This is a genomic window from Dietzia sp. PP-33 (assembly GCF_033790845.1).
Lineage (GTDB): Bacteria > Actinomycetota > Actinomycetes > Mycobacteriales > Mycobacteriaceae > Dietzia.
On sequence record NZ_JAMYEI010000005.1, the window covers coordinates 88294 to 103671 of the forward strand.

General features: G+C 71.4%; 17 protein-coding genes. 4 read left to right on the forward strand and 13 right to left on the reverse strand.

The features are described 5' to 3' along the window. From hisI to NJE57_RS10430, 12 genes are all read right to left on the reverse strand, one after another. Complete coding sequence (gene hisI, locus NJE57_RS10375) at positions 1-396, reverse strand: phosphoribosyl-AMP cyclohydrolase (RefSeq protein WP_319028330.1); 396 nt, start codon at positions 394-396, stop codon at positions 1-3. Next, entirely contained in the window at positions 393-1166 is a 774-nt protein-coding gene (gene hisF / locus NJE57_RS10380) for an imidazole glycerol phosphate synthase subunit HisF (RefSeq protein ID WP_319028331.1), read from the reverse strand. Before hisF ends, hisI begins: the two co-directional genes overlap by 4 nt. Positions 1167-1173: 7 nt before the next feature. Then, a complete protein-coding gene (locus NJE57_RS10385; RefSeq protein WP_319028332.1) occupies positions 1174-2088 on the reverse strand; it encodes an inositol monophosphatase family protein in 915 nt (304 codons plus the stop codon). Between the two features lie 58 nt (positions 2089-2146). Continuing rightward, the gene (gene priA / locus NJE57_RS10390; protein ID WP_319028333.1) at positions 2147-2902 is read right to left on the reverse strand and encodes a bifunctional 1-(5-phosphoribosyl)-5-((5-phosphoribosylamino)methylideneamino)imidazole-4-carboxamide isomerase/phosphoribosylanthranilate isomerase PriA; all 756 of its coding nucleotides are present in this window, start codon (positions 2900-2902) and stop codon (positions 2147-2149) included. Beyond that, entirely contained in the window at positions 2902-3228 is a 327-nt protein-coding gene (locus NJE57_RS10395; RefSeq protein ID WP_319028334.1) for a hypothetical protein, read from the reverse strand. Before NJE57_RS10395 ends, priA begins: the two co-directional genes overlap by 1 nt. After that, positions 3221-3883: an imidazole glycerol phosphate synthase subunit HisH gene (gene hisH / locus NJE57_RS10400; protein WP_319028335.1), complete on the reverse strand. Its 663-nt coding sequence runs from the start codon at positions 3881-3883 to the stop codon at positions 3221-3223. The genes NJE57_RS10395 and hisH overlap by 8 nt, the downstream gene beginning before the upstream one ends. Then, the gene (locus tag NJE57_RS10405) at positions 3880-5130 is read right to left on the reverse strand and encodes an MFS transporter (protein ID WP_319028336.1); all 1251 of its coding nucleotides are present in this window, start codon (positions 5128-5130) and stop codon (positions 3880-3882) included. Before NJE57_RS10405 ends, hisH begins: the two co-directional genes overlap by 4 nt. 7 nt (positions 5131-5137) lie before the next feature. Continuing rightward, on the reverse strand, positions 5138-5761 hold the full coding sequence (gene hisB, locus NJE57_RS10410; protein ID WP_319028337.1) for an imidazoleglycerol-phosphate dehydratase HisB: 624 nt from the start codon (positions 5759-5761) through the stop codon (positions 5138-5140). Then, entirely contained in the window at positions 5758-6915 is a 1158-nt protein-coding gene (locus NJE57_RS10415) for a histidinol-phosphate transaminase (protein WP_319028338.1), read from the reverse strand. Before NJE57_RS10415 ends, hisB begins: the two co-directional genes overlap by 4 nt. Next, positions 6912-8261: a histidinol dehydrogenase gene (hisD, locus tag NJE57_RS10420; RefSeq protein WP_319028339.1), complete on the reverse strand. Its 1350-nt coding sequence runs from the start codon at positions 8259-8261 to the stop codon at positions 6912-6914. Before hisD ends, NJE57_RS10415 begins: the two co-directional genes overlap by 4 nt. 216 nt (positions 8262-8477) lie before the next feature. Next, positions 8478-9209 carry an ABC transporter ATP-binding protein gene (locus NJE57_RS10425; RefSeq protein ID WP_319028340.1) on the reverse strand — a complete coding sequence of 244 codons (732 nt, stop codon included), beginning with the start codon at positions 9207-9209 and terminating at the stop codon, positions 8478-8480. Between the two features lie 65 nt (positions 9210-9274). Next, on the reverse strand, positions 9275-10315 hold the full coding sequence (locus NJE57_RS10430; RefSeq protein ID WP_319028341.1) for an ABC transporter permease: 1041 nt from the start codon (positions 10313-10315) through the stop codon (positions 9275-9277). A gap of 153 nt (positions 10316-10468) precedes the next feature. Between NJE57_RS10430 and NJE57_RS10435 the strand changes: the two genes are divergently transcribed. From NJE57_RS10435 to NJE57_RS10445, 3 genes are all read left to right on the forward strand, one after another. Further along, on the forward strand, positions 10469-11695 hold the full coding sequence (locus NJE57_RS10435; RefSeq protein WP_319028342.1) for a sensor histidine kinase: 1227 nt from the start codon (positions 10469-10471) through the stop codon (positions 11693-11695). After that, complete coding sequence (locus NJE57_RS10440; RefSeq protein WP_319028343.1) at positions 11692-12324, forward strand: response regulator transcription factor; 633 nt, start codon at positions 11692-11694, stop codon at positions 12322-12324. The genes NJE57_RS10435 and NJE57_RS10440 overlap by 4 nt, the downstream gene beginning before the upstream one ends. 81 nt (positions 12325-12405) lie before the next feature. Beyond that, the gene (locus NJE57_RS10445; RefSeq protein ID WP_319028344.1) at positions 12406-13092 is read left to right on the forward strand and encodes a YceI family protein; all 687 of its coding nucleotides are present in this window, start codon (positions 12406-12408) and stop codon (positions 13090-13092) included. A gap of 31 nt (positions 13093-13123) precedes the next feature. Here NJE57_RS10445 and NJE57_RS10450 read toward each other — a convergent pair whose 3' ends face one another. Next, positions 13124-13534, reverse strand: coding sequence for a hypothetical protein (locus NJE57_RS10450; RefSeq protein WP_319028345.1), 411 nt, complete (start codon positions 13532-13534; stop codon positions 13124-13126). 323 nt (positions 13535-13857) lie between these two features. On the opposite strand from NJE57_RS10450, the gene NJE57_RS10455 reads away from it, so the two are divergent. Continuing rightward, the gene (locus NJE57_RS10455) at positions 13858-15360 is read left to right on the forward strand and encodes a lamin tail domain-containing protein (protein WP_319028346.1); all 1503 of its coding nucleotides are present in this window, start codon (positions 13858-13860) and stop codon (positions 15358-15360) included. Positions 15361-15378 lie beyond the last annotated feature (18 nt).

Sequence of the window (15378 nt, forward strand, 5' to 3'; positions counted from 1 at the left end):
TCATTCCTCCTCGAGGAGAGTGGCGGTGTCGAAGCAGCTGGTCGTGCCGTTGTGGCAGGCGGCCCCTGACTGGTCCACCCGGAGCAGGATGGTGTCGCCGTCACAGTCGATCTCCACGCCGCGGACGTACTGCACGTGGCCGGAGGTCTCCCCCTTGACCCACCGCGTACCGCGCGAACGCGAGAAGTACACCCCGCGCCGGGTGGACAGCGTCTCGGCGAGCGCCGCGTCGTCCATCCACGCCATCATCAACACCCGGCCCGAGGTGGCGTCCTGCACGACCGCGGCGATCAGACCGTCGGCGTTGCGGGTGAGCCGATCGGCGATCGCAGGGTCGAGGACGGGGTCGAGGACCGGGTCGCCGGTCCTACCGTCATCCGTCTGGGCGTCACTCATCGAACCGTGATCCCCTCGGCCGCCATGGCCGACTTGACGTCGCCGATGGTCATCTCGCCGAAGTGGAAGACGCTGGCCGCGAGCACCGCGTCGGCGCCGGCCGCGACCGCGGGGGCGAAGTGCTCGGGACTGCCGGCGCCACCGGAGGCGATCACGGGAATGGTCACGGCCGCTCGCACCGCGCGGACCATGTCCAGGTCGAACCCGGCCTTGGTCCCGTCCGCGTCCATCGAGTTGAGCAGGATCTCCCCGACGCCCAGATCCTGGCCACGCCGCGCCCATTCGATGGCGTCGATGCCGGTTCCGCGGCGGCCGCCGTGGGTGGTGACCTCCCAGCCGGATGGCGTGGGGGCCTCACCCTCGGGGACCGTCCGGGCGTCCACGGACAGGACGATGCACTGCGACCCGAAGCGCCGGCTGAGCTCGGCGAGGAGCTCCGGCCGGTTGATGGCGGCGGTGTTGACGCCGACTTTGTCCGCCCCCGCGCGGAGCAGCTGGTCGACGTCCTCGGCGGTGCGGACGCCGCCGCCGACCGTGAGCGGGATGAACACCTGCTCGGCGGTGCGCTTGACCACGTCGATCATGGTTCCGCGGCCCGATGACGACGCGGTCACGTCGAGAAAGGTCAACTCGTCGGCGCCCTGGGCGTCGTAGGCGGCGGCCAGCTCGACCGGATCACCGGCGTCCCGCAGGTCGAGGAAGTTGACCCCCTTGACGACGCGGCCCGCGTCGACGTCGAGGCACGGGATCACCCGGGTGGCGAGTGTCATGGCCCGGTCACCGCCCGCCGTCGAGCCACGGGCGGTTGCCGTCCGGCCCTGGGGTGGACCGACGCCGGCCGGCCTCGAAGAAGTTACCGGGCTCGCCGAGTTCACGGATGGTGCTGAGGACCTCGCCGTGGGCGCGCGGGCCGGCAGCGAGGATCGACTGGGAGTCGATCGACCACTGCTCTCCGGTCAGATCGGTGACCACGCCGCCCGCCGCGCGGATGTGGGAGGCCCCCGCCGCGTTGTCCCACGCGTAGTTGCCGAAGCTCACGGCGGCCGACAGCCGACCGGAGGCCACGAACGACAGGTCGACTCCCGTGGACCCGAACTTGCGGGTACGGGCGGCGTCGACGGTGAGCTGCTCGAACACCTCCCGCCGGTAGGCCGGCGGGTAGGTGGTGCGGGCACCGGTGTTGAGGGAGCCGAGCCCCAACGCGACATCGCGGATGGACAGGTCGGCGACCCGCGGGACCTCCTCGTCGTTCTCCATCAACGGGCCCCCGGCGAGCGAGGTGAAGCGGAGGCCGAGCAGCGGGAGCCAGGTGAGCCCCAGGACCGGCTGCCGCTCGTGGACCAGTGCGACGAGGATGCCGGTGGTGGGGATGCCGAGTGAGTAGTTGGCCGTGCCGTCGATCGGGTCGACCACCCAGAGGGTGCCCTCGTTGACCGGGGGGCCGCCGAACTCTTCGCCGTGCACCTCGAGTCCGGTCCCCTCGCGGAGCGCGTCGGAGATCCGACGCTCCAGCTCGAGGTCGAGCTCGGTGGCGAAGTCGTTGCGCGAGCCCTTGGGGCGGGTGCCCTCGGCACCCAGTCCTTCGATGAAGCGGGGCGAGACCTCCTCGAGCACACGGGTCGCGAGCGCGAGCGCCTCCGCCGGGTCGACGGACAGGTCCGTCGGCAGGGTGTTTCCGGTCTGATCGGTCATCTCGGGCCTCCTGCTCGAGGTCATGCGGGTATGTGGCTACCGGGTGGTCACGGCCGGGTCAGCGGACGCTCACCGCGGCCAGGGCCTCGGGAAGGGTGAAGCGGCCGGCGTAGAGGGCCTTGCCCACGATGGCGCCCTCGACCCCCTCGGGTACGAGCGTCGCGATGGACTCGAGATCCGCGACGGAGGAGACGCCGCCCGACGCGACCACCGGCGCACCGGTGGCGGCGCACACCTGGGAGAGCATCTCGAGGTTGGGACCGTTCAACATCCCGTCCTTGGAGACGTCGGTCACGACGTATCTGGCGCAGCCGTCCGCGTCCAGGCGCGTGAGCACCTCCCACAGATTGCCGCCGTCGGACACCCAGCCGCGACCGCGGAGCCGTGGCTCGCCCTCGACCACCCGGACGTCCAGTCCCACCGCGATGCGGTCACCGTGGCGGGCGATGGCGGATGCACACCACTGCGGGTTCTCCAGCGCGGCGGTACCGAGGTTGACCCGGGCGCAGCCGGTCGCCAGCGCGGCCTCGAGCGAGTCGTCGTCGCGGATCCCCCCCGACATCTCGACCTTCACGTCGAGCGCCCCGACGACCTCGGCGAGGAGCTCACGGTTGGTCCCCCGGCCGAAGGCGGCGTCGAGGTCCACCAGGTGGACCCACTCCGCGCCGTCACGCTGCCACTGCAGGGCGGCCTCCAGCGGCGATCCGTACGAGGTCTCGGTTCCGGCCTCCCCCTGCACCAGGCGGACGGCCTGCCCGTCGGCGACGTCCACGGCGGGCAGGAGCTCGAGGTAAGAAGCGTTGGTCACGGGCATCAGCCTAGTCCGTCCGCGGGCGGACGCTTCTCCTCGCCCTCAGCCGGTCCCGGCTGTTCCCCGCCGCGGGCGCCGGGAGGGCTGTCGGGCTCGTCCCCGTACTCGGCGCGGATAGCCCGATCGGTGATGCGGCTGGACGCCACCCCCATCGCCGCGATGGTCAGGACCACGCCGAGAAGGGCGACGACGGCGCGCCCCACGGGCGGCAGGGGCACCAGCGCGACCGCCAGGGTGGTCAGACCGAGGAACAGGACGCCGGCACCGGAGACCCACAGTGCGAGGACCGCGAATGACACGGGCGCGGGGCCGCCGTCGCGGTCAGCCAAGAGATCTCAGCCAGTTCTCCAGCAACTGCAGTCCGGCGTCCCCGGACTTCTCGGGATGGAACTGGGTGGCGGACAGTGGCCCGTTCTCCACGGCGGCGATGAACCGGGTGCCGTGCTGCGCCCAGGTCACATCAGGCGGGGTCAGGTGGTCGGACGGCTCCATCTCCCACCGCTGCACCCCGTAGGAGTGGACGAAGTAGAAGCGCTCGTCGGCGGGCATGCCGGCGAACAGGACGCTGCTCTCGGGTGCGTCGACGGTGTTCCAGCCCATGTGCGGCAGCACCGGCGCCTCGAGCCGCTCGACGACCCCGGGCCACTCGCCGCATCCCGGGGCCCCGGACTCCGCGTGCTCTCCGTCCGAGAACTCGGTCCCCCGCTCGAACATGACCTGCATCCCCACGCAGATTCCCAGTACGGGGCGCCCCCCGGCGAGGCGCTCGCCGATGATCCGCGGTCCCTTGACACCCCGGAGCCCGTCCATGCACGCGGCGAACGCGCCGACGCCCGGGACGACGAGCGCCTCCGCCTCCGTGGCCACCCCGGGATCCGACGTCAGTTCGACATCGGCGCCGACACGTTCCAGCGCGCGTTGGGCGGAGCGTAGGTTGCCCGAGCCGTAGTCGAGGAGCGCCACCCGCGGGGCCTGTGTGGTCATGAGCCCACTTTATCGTCCCGGCCGGACAAGGTCAGATCACGCTTCGGCCGGGTACGCCGGGCGCCCACCGCCGCAGGGCCACCCACCAGCAGGACGACCCCTGCCGCCACGGTGAACAACACCACGTAGCCGAATCCGGCGAACCCGCCCATGACCACCGACCCGAGACCGGTGCCGGCGTCGAAGGAGATGTTCCACGAGGCGGACGCGGTTCCCAGCCGGGAGCGCGGCATCCGCTCGAACGAGGCGACGAGCGCCTCGTTCTGCACGGCACCGAACCCGAGGCCGAACACCACCGTGGGTGCGATGAACCACCACGGGTTCGCCGACACCGAGAGCAGGACGGCGATTCCGGCCATGCCGAGGGCCGCGAACGCCAGTCCGGGCCAGACCAGGGCCCCGGGCCCGCGCCGGTCGGAGATGAGTCCGGCGAAGGTGCGGCCGACGATCACGCCGATCCCCAGGAGTCCGAGCCCGACGCCGGCGACGACGGCCCCACTGCCGGAGACGATGGAGTCCAGCGCGGGTGAGAGGAACGAGGCGGCGGCACCGTACGGGAGGGACACCGCGACCATGACCAGGAACGGTCCGGCGAGCAGCACGAGGACGGCCTTCCGGCTGAGCGCGGACGGGTCGGACGAGGACTGGGCGGGCGCCGGGTGCACGTTGGGGAGTCGTGCGGCGGCGACCAGGCCGACGACGCCGAACGCCGTCGCGCTCCAGGCGACCGTGGCCAGACCGAACACCTCCAGCAGCCACAGTCCGACCGGCAGGAAGATGGCCTCCGAGATGCCCACAGCGAGGCCGATCAACGAGGTGGCGCGGCCGAGCATCCCGGGTGGCGCGAGCTCGGCGACCAGGGCGGACCCGGCGACGGTCATCATGCCGAAACCCGCTCCACGGACCCCGCTGACCGCCAGCACCGCGAGCGGCCCATCGAACAGCGCGAGCAGCCCCGAGGGCAGGCCGAGGAGCGAACTGCCGATCCCGAGCACCCACCGGTAGCCGATCGCCGCGGTGATCCTCGGGGTGAGCAACTGGACCAGCACGGTGACCGTCATGAACACGCCGGTCGTCGCTCCGGCGACCAGTTCGCTGCCCCCTCCCCGCACCACGGCGAGGGGCACGACGGGCAGGAGCAGCGAGAAGCCGCCGAAGGCGAGAAGGACCAGGACGAACGCCGCCGGCACACCGGGGGTCCGGGCCAGCTGTGCGAACGCGCCCGATGTCTTGACGCCCGGGTTCACTTCGCCATCACAGGGCGCCCTTGGTCGAGGGGATCCCGGTGATCCGCGGATCCGGCTCGACCGCGGCGCGCAGCGCCCGGGCGACGGCCTTGTACTCCGCCTCGGTGATGTGGTGGGGGTCGCGCCCGTAGTGCACGCGGACGTGCAGTGCGATTCGGGCGTGCGACGCGAGTGTCTCGAACACGTGCCGGTTGAGCACGGTGCCGTACGGAGCACTGTCGTGCCCCACGACGACGTACCCGATCATGACGTCGGGCTCACCCGTGTGGACGCAGTACGGCCGCCCGGAGACGTCGACGATCGCCTCGGCGAGGGTCTCGTCCATGGGGATCGAGCACTGGCCGAAGCGGCGGATGCCGCGCTTGTCGCCCAGTGCCTGCCCGAGCGCCTGGCCGAGCACGATGGCGGTGTCCTCGACAGTGTGGTGGGCCTCGATCTCGACGTCGCCCGTCGCCCGGACCGTGAGGTCGAACGCGCCGTGCTGACCGAACGCGGTGAGCATGTGGTCGAAGAAGGGCACCCCGGTCGAGATCTCCGTCTGCCCGGTCCCGTCGAGATCGATCTCCACGATGATCGAGGACTCCCTGGTCGTCCTCTCGACGCGTCCCCGCCGTGCGGTCTGCTCACTCATCGCTTCTCCTCGGTCAGGGTCTCGGTCTGGGTGGCGGCCTCGAGCTCCTCGGCCGCCAGTTGCGCGCTCACCTGTAGCAATCTGGTGTTCTCGAGCTCGAGCCCGATGGTCGCACGAAGTCTGCCCGGGATGCCCACGTCGCGGATGAGCACTCCTTCGTCCAGGTAGCGCCGCCACGCGCGCCCGGCGTCGACGAAGGGCCCGTAGAGCACGAAGTTCGCCTCACTGGGCAGCACCTCGTAACCCCGGTCCTCGAGTCCGGCCGTGACGCGCTTGCGTTCCTCGGCGAGCAGCGCGACGGACGCCAGCGTCTCCTCGGCGTGCCGCAGCGCGGCCCGGGCGGCGGCCTGGGAGATCATCGACAGGTGGTACGGCAACCGCACCAGCAGCACCGCTTCCACGAACGACGGATCGGCCGCGAAGTAGCCCAGGCGGCCGCCGGCGAAGGCGAAGGCCTTGCTCATCGTCCGCGACACGACGAGCTTGGTCGGGTACTCGGCCAACAGGGCGCAGGCGCTCGGCGACGGCGAGAACTCCGCGTACGCCTCGTCCACCACCACGATGCCGGGGGCCGCGTCGAGCAGGAGTCGTAGGTCCTCGAGCTCGATCACGTGGCCGGTCGGGTTGTTGGGGGTGGTGACGAACAGCACGTCGGGGCGGTGCCCGGTGATCGCCGCGAGGGCGGCGTCGACGTCGATCGACAGATCCGCGGCCCGCGCGACGGGGATCCACTCGGTGTCTGTCCCGGCGGCGAGGATCGGGTGCATGGAGTAGCTGGGGACGAAGCCCATGGCACTGCGACCGGGTCCCCCGAAGGCCTGCAGCAGTTGCTGGAGGATCTCGTTGGAACCGTTCGCCGCCCAGATCCTGTCCACGTCGAGCGCCACTCCGGTCTGGCGGGTGAGATAGGTGGCCAGGTCGGCGCGCAGCTCGACGGCGTCGCGGTCGGGATAGCGGTTGAGGTCTGCCGCCGCCGCGGAGACCGCCGCGGCGATGTCCGCGACGAGACCGGCGCCGGGCGGGTGTGGGTTCTCGTTGGTGTTGAGCTGTACCGGGACGTCCAGTTGTGGAGCGCCGTACGCGCTGCGGCCGCGCAGGTTCTCGCGGAGCGGCAGAGCGTCCAGTCCGACACCGGGTCGGGGGGTCCCGGTCACTGCTCCCCCTCCCCTGCGGTCAGGTCCTCGAATCGGGCGCGGACGGCCTCGCCGTGGGCGGGGAGTCGCTCCGCGTCGGCGAGAGCGACGACGGTCGATGCGACCTGCTTGAGCGCCGCCTGGTCGTAGTCCACCACGTGGATGCCGCGGAGGAAGGTCTGCACGCTCAGGCCCGACGAGTGCCGTGCGGTGCCAGAGGTGGGGAGGACGTGGTTGGAGCCGGCCGCGTAGTCGCCGAGGGGCACCGGCGAGTACGCGCCCACGAAGATCGCGCCGGCGTTCCGCACGCGGGCGGCGTGGGCCGCCGAGTTCCTGGTCTGCACCTCGAGGTGCTCGGCGGCGTAGGCGTCGACCACGCGCAGCCCGGCCTCGATGTCGTCGACCAGGATGATCCCCGACTGGGGGCCCTCCAGTGCCTGGCGAACCCTCTCGGAGTTGAGGGTGACCTCGTACCGGGCCTCGATCTCGCGGTCCACCGCGGAGGCGAACTGCTCCGAATCGGTGACCAGCACGCTGGCCGCCTCGGGGTCGTGCTCGGCCTGACTGATCAGGTCGTAGGCCACGTGGACCGGGTCGGCCGAGTCGTCCGCGAGCACGGCGATCTCGGTGGGTCCGGCCTCGGAGTCGATCCCCACGACACTCCGGCACAACCGCTTGGCGGCGGTGACGTAGACGTTCCCCGGCCCGGTGATCATGTCGACCGGTTCGAGCCCGGCACCGCCGCCCGCGTCCGTGTCGTGCCCTCCGTGGGCGAGCAACGCGACCGCCTGCGCACCGCCGACCGCCCATACCTCGTCGACCCCGAGCAGCGAGCACGCACCGAGGATCGTGGGGTGCGGCCACCCACCGAAGTCTGCTTGCGGCGGCGATGCGACGACGAGGGAACCGACCCCGGCGACCTGGGCGGGAACGACGTTCATGATGACGCTCGACGGGTAGACGGCCTTGCCGCCGGGTACGTAGAGGCCGACGCGCTCGACCGGGACCCACTTCTCGGTGACGAATCCGCCGGAGGCGACCTCGGTGACGGTGTCGGCCCGGCGCTGGGCGGAATGCACGATGCGGGCGCGGCGGATGGCCTCCACCAGTGCCTCCCGGATCTGCGGATCCAGGTTCTCCCCGGCCTCGGCGATGATGTCAGCCGGGACCCGGACCGAGGCGGGGCGCACGCCGTCGAACTTCTCCGAATAGTCCAGTGCCGCGGGCACCCCGTGCTCGCGGATCTCCTCGACCACCGGTCGCACGGTCTCGACGACGGAGTCGACGTCGGCAGCGCCGCGCGGGAGCGTGCGGCGCAGCTCGGCGGTGCCGAGGGTGCGGCCGCGCAGGTCGATGCGGGAGAGCATGGTGAGGCCTTTCGACGGAGTGTCCGGACGTCGTGCTCGGGCCCGGGATCCGCGCTGATCCGGCAGAGCGGGGATGCGGGCGGCGCTCGCGACGACCTCCGACGAGTCTAGTTGCGGTCACGCGCGCCGCGACTCAGGCCACCTGTACGGGTGTCTCTCGTGGAATCCGGTGCGCCCCCTCGACGGTCGACGTCGCCCGCGTCACGGCCGGCACCACTACTCAGCGGAGACGGCCCCGTCCACGAGCCGCACGCGCGTCTCGCACCGCCGCGCCACCGCCTCGTCGTGGGTGACCAGCATCAACGCCACGTCGAACTCCCGGGCAGTGCGCAACAGCAGGTCGATGACCGTGGCGCCGGACTCCGTGTCCAGCGCGCTGGTCGGTTCGTCCGCCAGCAGCAGCGACGGGCGGTTGACCAGCGCCCGCGCCACGGCCACGCGTTGACGCTGGCCCCCCGACAGAGCGCCGACGGACCGACCGGCCATCCCACCCAGTCCCACCCTCTCGAGCAGTTCGTCGGCTCTCTCCCGCACCTCGGTCCGGCGTGCCCGCGACGGCCGCCCGCCGAGCCACGCCATGGCCTCGAGTTGTTCGCGCGCGGTGAGCGACTCGACCAGGTTGGACTGCTGGAACACGATGCCGATCTCCGCACGACGCAGCTCCGCGGCCCGCGATGCGCCCACTTCGGCCAGATCCACCTCCCCGGCACGGGTGGACAACCACACATGGCCCGAGTCGGGTCGGGTGAGCGTGGCGGCCACGGCCAACAGACTCGACTTTCCCGAACCGGAGGGTCCGGTCACCGCAAGACTCCGGCCGCGGTCGATCACGCACGAGACATGGTCGACGGCGGTGATCCGGCCGTCGCCGTCGGGGTAGGTGAGGACCACCTCGTCCATCCGCAGAGCGGTGGTCGCCGGGGCGTCGAGGACGGAGGTGCGGGACATGGAGGTCTCCTTGCGGGGTGGAAGGTGTGACGACGAGGTGGCGCCATCGCGGCCGGACGTCCGCCTCACCGGAGCGCACCCAGGGCGCTGGCCGGGTCCGCCGTGACGACGGGTCGCAGCGAGACCGCGGCTCCGGCGATTCCGAGGACCGCCAGGAGCGCGGCGGGGAGCACGGTGGTGGCGGGCGAGACGATGTAGGGCACCGCACCGCCCGCGACCACACCGAACAGCGCTGCGATCCCCACGCCGGCACCGATCCCCACAGCCAGGACGATGGCCGCCTGGCCGACGGAGTCCCGCACCACCGCGGCGGTGGACGCACCCAGGGCCTTGATCACCGCGACGTCGCGGCGACGCTGCATCCCCCAGACCGCGAAGAAGGCGCCGACGACCAGTGCGGTGACGGCCAGCAGCATGGAGGTCATGGTGCTGAGCGAGGTGTTCTCGGCGCGGTGCGAGGGCAGGGAGCCCACCAGGCCGTCCGCGTCCACCACAGCCAGGCCCGCGCCTCCCACCTGGGCCCCGGCGGGGACCGCGACCACCGTGGCTGCGCCCCCACGCGGTGCGAGTCCGCGCCAGGTGGACAGGTCGGTGACGACGACGGGGGTGTGTGAGTGCCAGAGGTCGCCGACGCCTCCGACGACGCTCAGGGCGCCACCGTCGATGCCGAGCTCCGTCGCGCCGGCGCCCACCTCGTCGTCGACGCCCGTAGAGACCAGGACGGCCCCTGCCGCGGGTGGGGTCAACGACCCCACGGGACCGTCCAGGCCCACGGCCACCGCGGAGACACCGGTCTCGGTGCCGTCGTCGACGCGGATGCGGGCCACGCCCACGGGGACGGCTGAGGGGTCGGAGGTGGTGACCCGGTCCAGCTGATCGTCGGTGAGGGCCGCGCGATCGAGGTCGACGGCCCCGTCCTCGTCGGCGGGCAGCACGAAGATCGAGTCGCCGCTGCCCAGGGCCCGCAGCGCGGACACACTCTGGTGGGCGAGGCCGGCGGTGAGGCCGAGCAGGCCGACCACCAGGACGGACAACAGCAGGACGACGCCGGTGATGAGGGCGAAGCGGCCGCGCGCGGTACGCAGGTCGCGGAGTGCGAAGAACATGGGTTTCCTCTCGGGACGGTATGCCTCCAGCGTCGTCTCGGCCGGCTCCCGCCGAATCGCCCGAGCAACTGGTCTGTCCGCCCCGATCGGTGCAGCGCCACATCCATCCTTCGATGGATGCCCGTTGGCTCTGCAGCGGCTAGCGTCGAGCTGGTGACCCGTCCGCCCGACCCCGCCTCGAGTGCGGAGTTGCCACCTGAATCGGCGGGCGTCCGCTCGGTGTTCACCCAACTGCAGGTGGCCCTGCACACCCTCGTGGCGGCACTGCTCGCGTTCACGCTGATCAGCGCACACCGGGACACCCGCGGCGAGCTGGACCTCGTGGCGGTGGCGGCCGCGGTCGGGTTCACCGTGGTGTACGTGACGGGGACCGTCTGGGACCGCCGAACCGGGACCAGTCGACCCGCGCGGTTGTGGTGGCTGGCCGCGGTGCTGGTGCTGTGGTCGGTGCTGGTCGCCGGGGTTCCGGAAGCCGCCTACCTGGCGTTCCCGCTGTTCTTCCTGGCCCAGTTCCTGCTGGGGGTCTGGGTCGGGGTTGCGGCGGTGGTGGCCCTGGCCACGGTGGCCGTGGTGGCACTGGGGCTGCACGACGGGTTCACGCCTGCCGGGGTCGTGGGTCCCGTGGTGGGGGCGATCGTCGCATTGGGGCTGGGCGCGGGTGTCCGGGCCCTCGCTCGGGAGTCGCAGGCACGGCGCGAGCTGATCGCCGAACTCGTGACAACCCGATCCGAGCTGGCTCGCCGGCAGCGGGAGGTGGGCCGGGAGTCCGAGCGGGCCCGCCTGGCCGGCGAGATCCACGACACCGTGGCCCAGGGGCTCGCGAGCATCGGGATGCTCCTGCACGCCGTCGAGCGCGCCGATCCCTCGCATCCGGCCGTCGAGCAGACCCGCCTCGCGCGCGAGGTTGCCGGCGAGAACCTCACCGAGACCCGCCGCCTCATCGCCGCGCTACGACCTTCTCCGCTCGACGGTGCGTCGCTGGCGGGCGCACTGGGTCGGGTGACCGAGCGGACACGTGCGGAGCACCCCGAGGTCGAGGTGACCGCCGACTGCTCCCTCCAGCTCGAACCCCCGGCCGAGGTCGCGGCCGTGCTCGTGCGAGTGGCGCAGGAGGCGTTGTCCAACGCGGTCACGCACGCCTCGCCCTCGCGAGTGGATGTGACGCTGGCCGGTTCATCCACCGACGTCGCGCTGGAGGTGCGTGATGACGGCCGCGGTTTCGACGTCTCCGCGTCGCGGGCCACCGCCTCGTTCGGCCTGGACGGGATGGCACGACGGGTGGGCGACCTGGGAGGAGAGTTCGACGTGATCTCCGAACCCGGGGCGGGGACCACGATCCGCGCCGTGCTGCCGACGGCGGGGGGAGGCCGGGAGTCATGACGACGACGAGGGTGCGCGTACTGATCGCGGACGATCACGCGGTGGTCCGGACAGGCCTTCGCGCGCTGTTGGCCACCGACCCCGCGATCGAGGTGGTGGCCGACGTCGCCACCGCTGACGGGGCGGTCGAGCGGGCGCGGATCGGCGACGTGGACGTGGCGCTCATGGACCTGCGTTTCGCGGGTGACGCCTCTGCGGGGGTCCGGGCGACTCGGCGCCTGCGCGCATTCGAGTCGCCGCCGCAGGTCCTGGTTCTGACCAGCCACGACACCGATGCAGACATCCTCGGGGCGATCGAGGCGGGTGCCTGCGGGTACCTCCTCAAGGACGCCGGCCCCGACGAGCTGCTGGCCGCCGTCCGTGCTGCCGCAGCCGGGGAGAGCGCGCTGTCCCCCACTGTCGCCGCCACGTTGATGAGCCGGCTGCGCGACCCGCGGCCGGTCCTGACCGACCGCGAGGTGGAGGTGCTACGCGCGGTGGCGACGGGCGAGACCAACCGACAGGTGGCCTCGTCCCTTCACGTATCGGAGGCGACGGTCAAGACGCACCTCGTCCACGTCTTCGACAAACTCGGGGTCACCTCCCGCACGGCCGCGGTCGGGCGCGCCAGGGAACTCGGTGCGTTGTAGCGAGCCCGCCGTCGCCGGTCGGTATCGCGATTCCCGAGCATTCACATCCGCTGGCCACGTCTTCTTTCCTAAGCTCGACGCATGCGGAGACTCCCCTGGATCATCGGCGCTCTCGTCGTCGTCATCATCGCCGTGATCGCGACGCCCTACGTCTACAAGGCCGTGCGTGGGGGTGACGACGCGCCGGCCGCGACCGTCTCGGTCGACGGAGCCGAGGAGGCGATCGGCGACCTGGACGGCACGTGGGTGGTGGTCCCGGGGACAGCACCCAACGAGACGTCCGCCGGGTACACGGTGGACGAGATCCTGCGGGGGGAGCCGGTCACCGTCGTCGGCAGCACCGACCAGGTGAGCGGCCGGGCGGTCGTGTCCGACACCACCCTCGAGTCCGCGTCGTTCGAGGTGCAGGTGGCGGCGATCGCGACGGATATCGGCCAGCGCGACGAACAGGCCCGCTCGCCCCAGGTACTCGACGCCGGGGCCCACCCCTCGGCGACGCTCACGGTGGCCGAGCCGGTCGAGCTGGCTACGGTGCCGTCGGACGGGACTACGACGACGATCCCGATGGAGGTGGACCTGACGATCAAGGGCACGACGGTCCGCAAGACCGTCGAGGTGACGCTCCTGCGGACGGGTGAGGAGCTGATCGCCTCCGGAGCCGTTCCCGTGACGTGGACCGAGGTCGGCGTCGAACCACCGAGCCTGGGATTCGTCACGGTCGACCCGACCGGGACGATCGACTTCCTGGTGAGCCTGGCCCGACCATAACCGTGTCCCGTTTCCGGAGTGGTTCGGTCGGTCACAGCCCCCTGGTCGCGGTGCTCTCCCCCTGCGATAGTCGCGCGTTCTCCCGCCGGCCCTCGATCTCCAGATGCACGACGTAGGCCAGGAACGCCACGGGGATGACGGCGCTCCACGCCCACGCCGACCCCGCGGCGAGAGCGAACACCACCGTGGACGCCACGCCGTACGCGGCGATGAGGCCACGGATCGACGCGGTGCACTTCTCGATGGTCCGTTCGCTCCGGTTCATCCGCCAGAGCAGCACGGATCCCGTCAGTTCGGCCCCCAGGAGAAGCATGAGACTCAAGGTGAGCACCAGGAAGTGAGCGGGGAGCTCCTCTGGACGCAGGCTGCCCTCGGTCGGGAACACACTCCGCCACGCACCGACCGAGATCCCCACCGCCCCCAGAAGTTGCAACACCACCATAGGGATCACAGAAGACGGCGACAGCGCGTCCCACTTCTGCGACTTCCGGGCCCGCCCCGTCTGTGGTGTGACCATTCGTCGCCCTGCCTTGTCATTGATCGCACGTCAGTCGTCTGCCAGTCCTTCTGTTCGCTTCGACGTGCCGGGGCGCCTGATCGGTTCCATCTGATCCGGCCGGATCCTGGGCCGAACCCACCTGCCGGCCCGGTCTCCTCAGCCATCGAGTGTTCACCCCGCCGCCACCGAGGGGACGGGGGCACGGCATACCGCTCTCGTACGGTCAGCTGGTCAACCACTCAGATTTTCTTCAGGAAAGGCCACCGATGCGCTTTCACCCCGTCACCTCGGGCGTCCTCACGGCCGCCCTCGCCGCCAGCGCGGCGATCGGGCTACCCGCCGCCGTGAACGCCGCACCCGCCGCCACCGTGGTGATCAACGAGGTCGAGTCCAACGGCGACGCCGTGGGCGACTGGGTGGAGTTGGCCAACCTCGACACAGAGCAGGACGTGGACATCTCGGGCTGGACGCTGATCGACGACGACCCCACCCACGACCCCATCGTGATCCCCGCCGGGACCACCATCGAGTCCGGCGGGTACTGGTCCGTCTACACCGACGTCGACCCCGACCACTTCGGGCTCGGCGGCAACGACTCGGTGACCCTCCGGGACGCGAGCAGTGACATCGTCGACTCCACCACCTGGTCGGGCCACGCGGCCACCACCTGGGGACGCATCCCCGACATGACCGGCGAGTTCGCGGTGACCGGTGAGTCCACCCGCAACGTGCGAAACGTCGCGGCGGTTGACGAGGAACCGGTCGTCACGTCGCCGTGGCCCTTCGACCCGCAGACCATCGCCCCCGTCGTGCTCGGTGGCGACTTCGCCGGCGACGACATGTCGGGCGTCGACATCGCGGCCGACGGCACCGCCTACGTGGTCAACAACGGCACCGGCACGCTCTACGTCCTGGACTACGACCGGGTCGCGGGCACCTACTCGGTCGCCCGGACCTTCGTCCTCAAGTACCCCGATGGCGCGGGCCTGCCCGACTCCGAGGGCGTCACCGTGGGACCGGACGGCGTGATCTACGTGGCCACCGAGCGCAACAACGACGCCGGCGGCACCAGCCGCCCGTCGATTCTGCGCTTCGACCTGCCCACCGACCGCGACTCGGGAGCGCTCAGCGCCACCGACGAGTACTCGCTCTCCGCGCTCACCGGGCAGATCGGCGCGAACTCCGGCCTCGAGACGATCGAGTATCTCCCCGAACCATGGGGTGGCGCCTTCGCCGTGGGCGTCGAGGGGACCGGCAAGGTCCACTTCGTCCAGTTGGGGGCAGCTGGTGCGGTGACAGAGGTGCAGGCGTTCACCTCACCGTTCCAGGGCGTCATGGCGCTGGACCACGACGAGGCGACCGGGATCCTGCGCGTGCTGTGTGACGAGGTGTGCGAGGGACGCTCGCTCGAGATGACCTTCGACGGGACCGGGTTCGTCACCGACGGCACCCTCTACGACCGTCCGGCCGGCATGGCCAACCTCGCGAACGAGGGCTTCGCCGCCCACCGCGAGACCGTCGAGTGCACCCTGGGCGACGCCACGGGCACCGCCGAGCGGGTCCGTCTTCTGTGGGCCGACGACGCCGCCACCGGCGGTGCCGGTCTGCGAACGGCACTCGCCGAGACCGGGGACTGCGTGATCGAGGACGACGACAACGGCGGCCAGCCCGGTCCGGGCATCATCGTCGGTTCGCTCGGGGGCGTGGAGATCGGGTTCGGATCGGTATCCGCCCTCCTTCCATCGTTGCCCCGGCCGGCGCAAGGGTGAGTCCACCCGACTCAACGA